Source organism: Halochromatium sp., assembly GCF_046541315.1.
GTDB lineage: Bacteria > Pseudomonadota > Gammaproteobacteria > Chromatiales > Chromatiaceae > Lamprobacter.
Window position 1 is genome coordinate 1 of sequence record NZ_JBKHDN010000212.1, and the last position, 4,714, is coordinate 4,714.

Genomic DNA, 4,714 nt, shown 5'->3' on the forward strand with positions numbered 1-4,714 from the left:
CACCGGCATTGGCACCGGCGGGCGGCATCGCCAGGGCACAGAGCAGGAGCACGATGGACGCCGATGCGCCACGGGCGAGCGCGCGCAGGGGTCTCGGAGGAACGGACAAGGCGCGTCGCCACCTCGGACAGTGGCGCGCTGGTGTCACGTTAAGCTCGGGTAACAGGCGAAAAAACATCAATGCTGCCTCTCTGTGAAGAGACCGTCAGAGGGGGACGAAGGTCCACGATAAACGGCGTCCTATCGAGCATGAATGATACGACGCAACAAAAACACGGCCATTGACGAATCGTTTTCCCAGATGAGCCACGCAGATGTTCAGCGCTGAGATGCAAAGCTCAGACGCTGTCCCCGCAGCTGGTCGTTCACCTGAGCGCCCGAGGGTCCGCGCTCGAACGCGACCTCACCGTTGACCAAGGTCATGACAACGCGCGAGCGAAAGCGACGCCCTTCGAAGGGTGACCAGCCACACTTCGCCAGCACCTGCGTGCGCTCGACCGGATAGGGCGCGTTAAGGTCGATCAGCGCCAGATCGGCCCAGTAGCCCTCGCGCAGATAACCCCGCTGTTCGATCCCATAGCACTCGGCGACCGCATGGCTGGTCTTGCCGACCGCCTGCTCCAGGGTCAGCCAACCGTCATGCACATGCTCGAGCAGCGAGGGCAGCGCGTCTTGCACCAGCGGCAACCCGGCCGGCGCCTTGAAGTAGCTCTGGCCCTTTTCGGCGAGGGTATGCGGCGCGTGATCGGTGGCGACCACGTCGATGCGATCCTCGGCCAGCGCCTTGAGCAGGGCCTCGCGGTCCTCGGGACGCTTGATGGCCGGGTTGCACTTGATCAGGTGTCCCTTCTCGGCGTAATCGCGCGCGTCGAAATAGAGGTGATGCACGCAGGCCTCGGCCGTGATGCGCTTGCCGGCGACCGGACCGGGGCTGAACTGCGCCAGCTCCTTGGCGGTGGTCAGATGCAGCACGTGCAGACGCGCGTCATGGCGACGCGCCAGCGTGATCGCCAACGACGACGACTTGAAGCAGGCCGCTTCGGAGCGGATCAGCGGATGCGCGGCGATCGGCACGTCCTCACCGTAGCGGGCGCGGTACTCGGCCTCGTTGGCGAGGATCGTCGGCGTGTCCTCGCAATGGGTCGCGATCAGCAGCGGGCACTCGCGGAAGATCGCGTCGAGCGTCACCTCGTCGTCGACCAGCATGTTGCCGGTCGAAGCGCCCATGAACACCTTGACCCCGCAGCTTTGGCCGACCTGCAGCGAGCGGATCGCCTCCAGATTGTCGTTGCTGGCGCCGAGATAGAAGCTGTAATTGGCGCGCGAGACCTCGGCGGCGCGCGCATGCTTGGCCTCCAACGCCGCGAGGCTCAGCGTTGGCGGCTTGGAGTTCGGCATCTCCATGAAGCTGGTGATGCCGCCGGCCACCGCCGCGCGCGATTCGCTGGCGAAGTCGGCCTTGTGGGTCAGACCAGGCTCGCGAAAATGCACCTGATCGTCGATCATGCCGGGGATCAGGAGCCTGCCAGCGGCATCGATCACCCGCTCGGCGGCGCGGCCGCTCAGATCGGCGCCGATGGCCTCGATGCGGCCGTCGCGGATCAGTACATCGGCCTCGAAGCGGCGGCCTTCGTTGATGCAGTCGGCATTGGTGATCAGCACGCTGGACATGATGGGCTCGTCATCTCTGAAACTGATAGGCTCTAGACTCCAAGTCTAAACCGAGTGAGCGACCAGGGCATGAGTAGCGAAGGCATCGGCAACAACGAACGCGCGCCGCTTGGCGCCAGCCTGCCCTGGACGCAGGTACTGGCCAACCTGAAGTTCAATGACGATGGGCTGATCCCGGCCATCGCCCAGCAACACGACAGCGGCGAGGTGCTGATGATGGCCTGGATGAACCGCGCGGCGTTGGAGGAGACGCTCGCCACCGGCCGCGTCTGCTATTGGTCGCGCTCGCGCGGCACGCTCTGGCGCAAGGGCGAAGCCTCGGGCCAGGTGCAGCGACTCAAGGAAGCGCGGCTCGATTGCGATGGCGATACCCTGCTGCTGCTGGTCGATCAGACCGGCCCGGCGTGCCATACCGGCCGCAAAAGTTGCTTCTACAATGCCATTCGTGGCGACCGCGTTGAAGTGGTCGCGGAACCCCTGGTCGATCCGGACATACTATATGGTCGTTGAGCGAGCGACAAACGAACCCAACCCGCGTTGTTGACGAGAGCATTGAACAGGACACCCACGATGAAGAGCACTTATTTCCCTGCCGCGCTATGGCTCGCGGCGTTGACGATGGTCACGCTGCTGAGCGGCTGCCCGGCCAGCATGTCGGCCTCCGACTATAGTCGGGAGCAAGCGCGCAGCGCCCAGAATGTTCAATCCGGCATCGTACAATCCGTGCGCGAGGTGCGCATCGAGGGCACCAGGAGCGGTATCGGCACCCTCGCCGGCGGCGCCATCGGCGGCGTGCTCGGCAATCAGATCGGCGCCGGTACCGGTCGCACCCTCGCCACCATTGGCGCCGGTCTCGCCGGAGCCGCCGCAGGCTCGGCGGTCGAGGAAGGAACCACGCGCCAGCGCGGCTTGGAGGTCACGGTCAGACTCGACAATGGCCGCACGGTGGCGGTCACCCAGGCCGCCGATGTCTCGCTGGTACCGGGCGATCGCGTGCGCGTGTTGACCGACCGCTACGGAACGGCGCGAATCGTGCGCTAATCGTGATGTTCGCCCTGGTTGACATTGCTCAATGTCAACCAGGGCGATGTTTGCGATAGTTTTCCGTTTTCGTTGATCGATGAGCGATAGCGAGCAGACAGCGAGCATGACCTTAGCGGATCGAGTCAACACCTTCGGCGTCGATCTGCTCCGCCGCTATGGGCAGCGGGTGCATAAGCTGGCGATCCATGCCGGCTTCACCTGTCCCAATCGCGACGGCAGCAAGGGACGCGGCGGCTGCAGCTTCTGCAACAACGTCTCCTTCAGTCCCAACGCCGACAACCCCAATGCCGACAACCCAGGCGCCAATCGGAGCGCCGGCGCGCGCCGCTTCACCCCGGAACGCAGCGTCGCCGAGCAGATCGAGGCCGGACGCCAGGTGATCCGCCGGCGCACCGGCGCCGCGCGCTTCTTCGCCTACTTTCAGGCCTACACCAACACCTACGACGACATCGCCCGCCTCAGCGCCCTCTACCGGCAGGCCCTCGACGAGCCGGACGTGATCGGCCTCTCGATCGGCACGCGGCCGGACTGTGTGCCGGACGCGGTCCTCGAATTGCTGGCCGGCTATCGCGCCGAGGGCTACGAGATCTGGCTCGAACTGGGACTGCAATCGGCCTTCGACAGCACCCTCGCCCGGGTCAATCGCGGCCACTCCTTCGCCGACTATCGGCGCACGGTGCGCGCGGCGCGACTGCGCGGCATTCCGGTCTGCACCCATCTGATCGTCGGCCTGCCCGGCGAAGGCCGCGACGCCGCGCTGGAGACCCTGGCGCGGGTGATCGCGCTCGGCACCGACGGGCTGAAATTGCACCCGCTGCACGTGGTCCGACACACCGTGCTGGCGCATCAGTGGCGGCGCGGCGGTTATCGGCCGCTGGCGCTGGACGACTACATCGAGATCGCCGCCGACCTGATCGAGCGCACCCCCGAGGAGGTGCTCTACCACCGCGTCACCGGCACCGCGCAGCGCGAGATCCTGCTCGCGCCCGAGTGGTGCTCGAAGAAGTGGATCGTGCTCAACGGTATCGAGAACGCGCTGCGGCGCCGTGGCACGCGCCAGGGATCTCTGGCCTTGGCGCAAACGCTCTGTTCCTCTTCACCAGCGATCGAGCGAGTTGCCTGATATCGCGCCGTTAAAGTTCATAACGCATCGTGACGCACGCGATGACGCACCCGTTTTACGGCCAGCGTCATCGCGCATCGCGGCCCAAAAGACGCGGCATCTGTTTCACGCTAACCACGAGTGACCCAAACGATGGAATTGGTTTGTCCGGCCGGCAATCTGCCGGCGCTCAAGGCCGCCGTCGATAACGGCGCCAACGCCGTCTACATCGGCTTTCGCGACGACACCAACGCGCGCCATTTCGCTGGCCTCAACTTCGCCCCGAACAAGATGGTCGAGGGCATCCGCTATGCGCGCGGCAAGGGCGTGCGGGTGTTCATCGCCCTCAACACCTACCCGCGCCCGGATGGCTTCTCGCGCTTCGAGCAGGCCGTCGATCGCGCCGCCGAACTCGGCGTCGATGCGTTGATCGCCGCCGATATCGGCGTGCTCGATTACGCCAGCCGCACCCATCCCGAACTCAATCTGCATCTCTCGGTGCAGGGCTCGGCCACCAATTACGAGGCGCTGCGCTTCTACCACGAGCACTTCGGCATCCGCCGCGCGGTGTTGCCGCGGGTGCTCTCGATCAGCCAGGTCAAGCACGTCATCGACCAAAGCCCGGTCGAGATCGAGGTCTTCGCCTTCGGCAGCCTGTGCGTGATGGTCGAGGGCCGCTGCATCCTGTCGTCCTATGCCACCGGGCGCTCGCCGAACACCTATGGCGCCTGCTCGCCGGCCAGCCATGTCGAATGGATCGAGACCGACAGCGGCCTCGACACCCGCCTCGGCGGGGTGCTGATCCAGCGTCATCCCAAGGGCGAGAACGTCGGCTATCCGACCCTGTGCAAGGGCACCTTCAACACCGACGGCCTGACCTACCACGCGATCGAGGAC

General features: G+C 65.4%; 5 protein-coding genes. 4 read left to right on the plus strand and 1 reads right to left on the minus strand.

Translation table 11 applies throughout. The features are described from left to right. Positions 1 to 318: 318 nt before the first annotated feature. Complete coding sequence (locus ACLFQI_RS11760) at positions 319 to 1,671, minus strand: dihydroorotase (RefSeq protein WP_410759562.1); 1,353 nt, start codon at positions 1,669 to 1,671, stop codon at positions 319 to 321. A gap of 69 nt (positions 1,672 to 1,740) precedes the next feature. On the opposite strand from ACLFQI_RS11760, the gene hisI reads away from it, so the two are divergent. From hisI to ACLFQI_RS11780, 4 genes are all read left to right on the plus strand, one after another. Further along, positions 1,741 to 2,181: a phosphoribosyl-AMP cyclohydrolase gene (gene hisI, locus ACLFQI_RS11765; RefSeq protein ID WP_410759563.1), complete on the plus strand. Its 441-nt coding sequence runs from the start codon at positions 1,741 to 1,743 to the stop codon at positions 2,179 to 2,181. Between the two features lie 60 nt (positions 2,182 to 2,241). Continuing rightward, the gene (locus ACLFQI_RS11770) at positions 2,242 to 2,712 is read left to right on the plus strand and encodes a glycine zipper 2TM domain-containing protein (RefSeq protein WP_410759565.1); all 471 of its coding nucleotides are present in this window, start codon (positions 2,242 to 2,244) and stop codon (positions 2,710 to 2,712) included. Between the two features lie 106 nt (positions 2,713 to 2,818). Then, positions 2,819 to 3,838: a TIGR01212 family radical SAM protein gene (locus tag ACLFQI_RS11775; RefSeq protein ID WP_410759567.1), complete on the plus strand. Its 1,020-nt coding sequence runs from the start codon at positions 2,819 to 2,821 to the stop codon at positions 3,836 to 3,838. A gap of 132 nt (positions 3,839 to 3,970) precedes the next feature. After that, positions 3,971 to 4,714, plus strand: a 744-nt coding sequence (locus tag ACLFQI_RS11780) for a peptidase U32 family protein (RefSeq protein ID WP_410759569.1), incomplete at its 3' end; no start/stop codon positions are given.

Coding starts and splice junctions, on each gene's coding strand:
- hisI (WP_410759563.1), top strand. CDS start 1,741: ATGAGTAGCGAAGGCATCGGCAACAACGAACGCGCGCCGCTTGGCGCC.
- ACLFQI_RS11760 (WP_410759562.1), bottom strand. CDS start 1,671: ATGTCCAGCGTGCTGATCACCAATGCCGACTGCATCAACGAAGGCCGC.
- ACLFQI_RS11770 (WP_410759565.1), top strand. CDS start 2,242: ATGAAGAGCACTTATTTCCCTGCCGCGCTATGGCTCGCGGCGTTGACG.
- ACLFQI_RS11775 (WP_410759567.1), top strand. CDS start 2,819: ATGACCTTAGCGGATCGAGTCAACACCTTCGGCGTCGATCTGCTCCGC.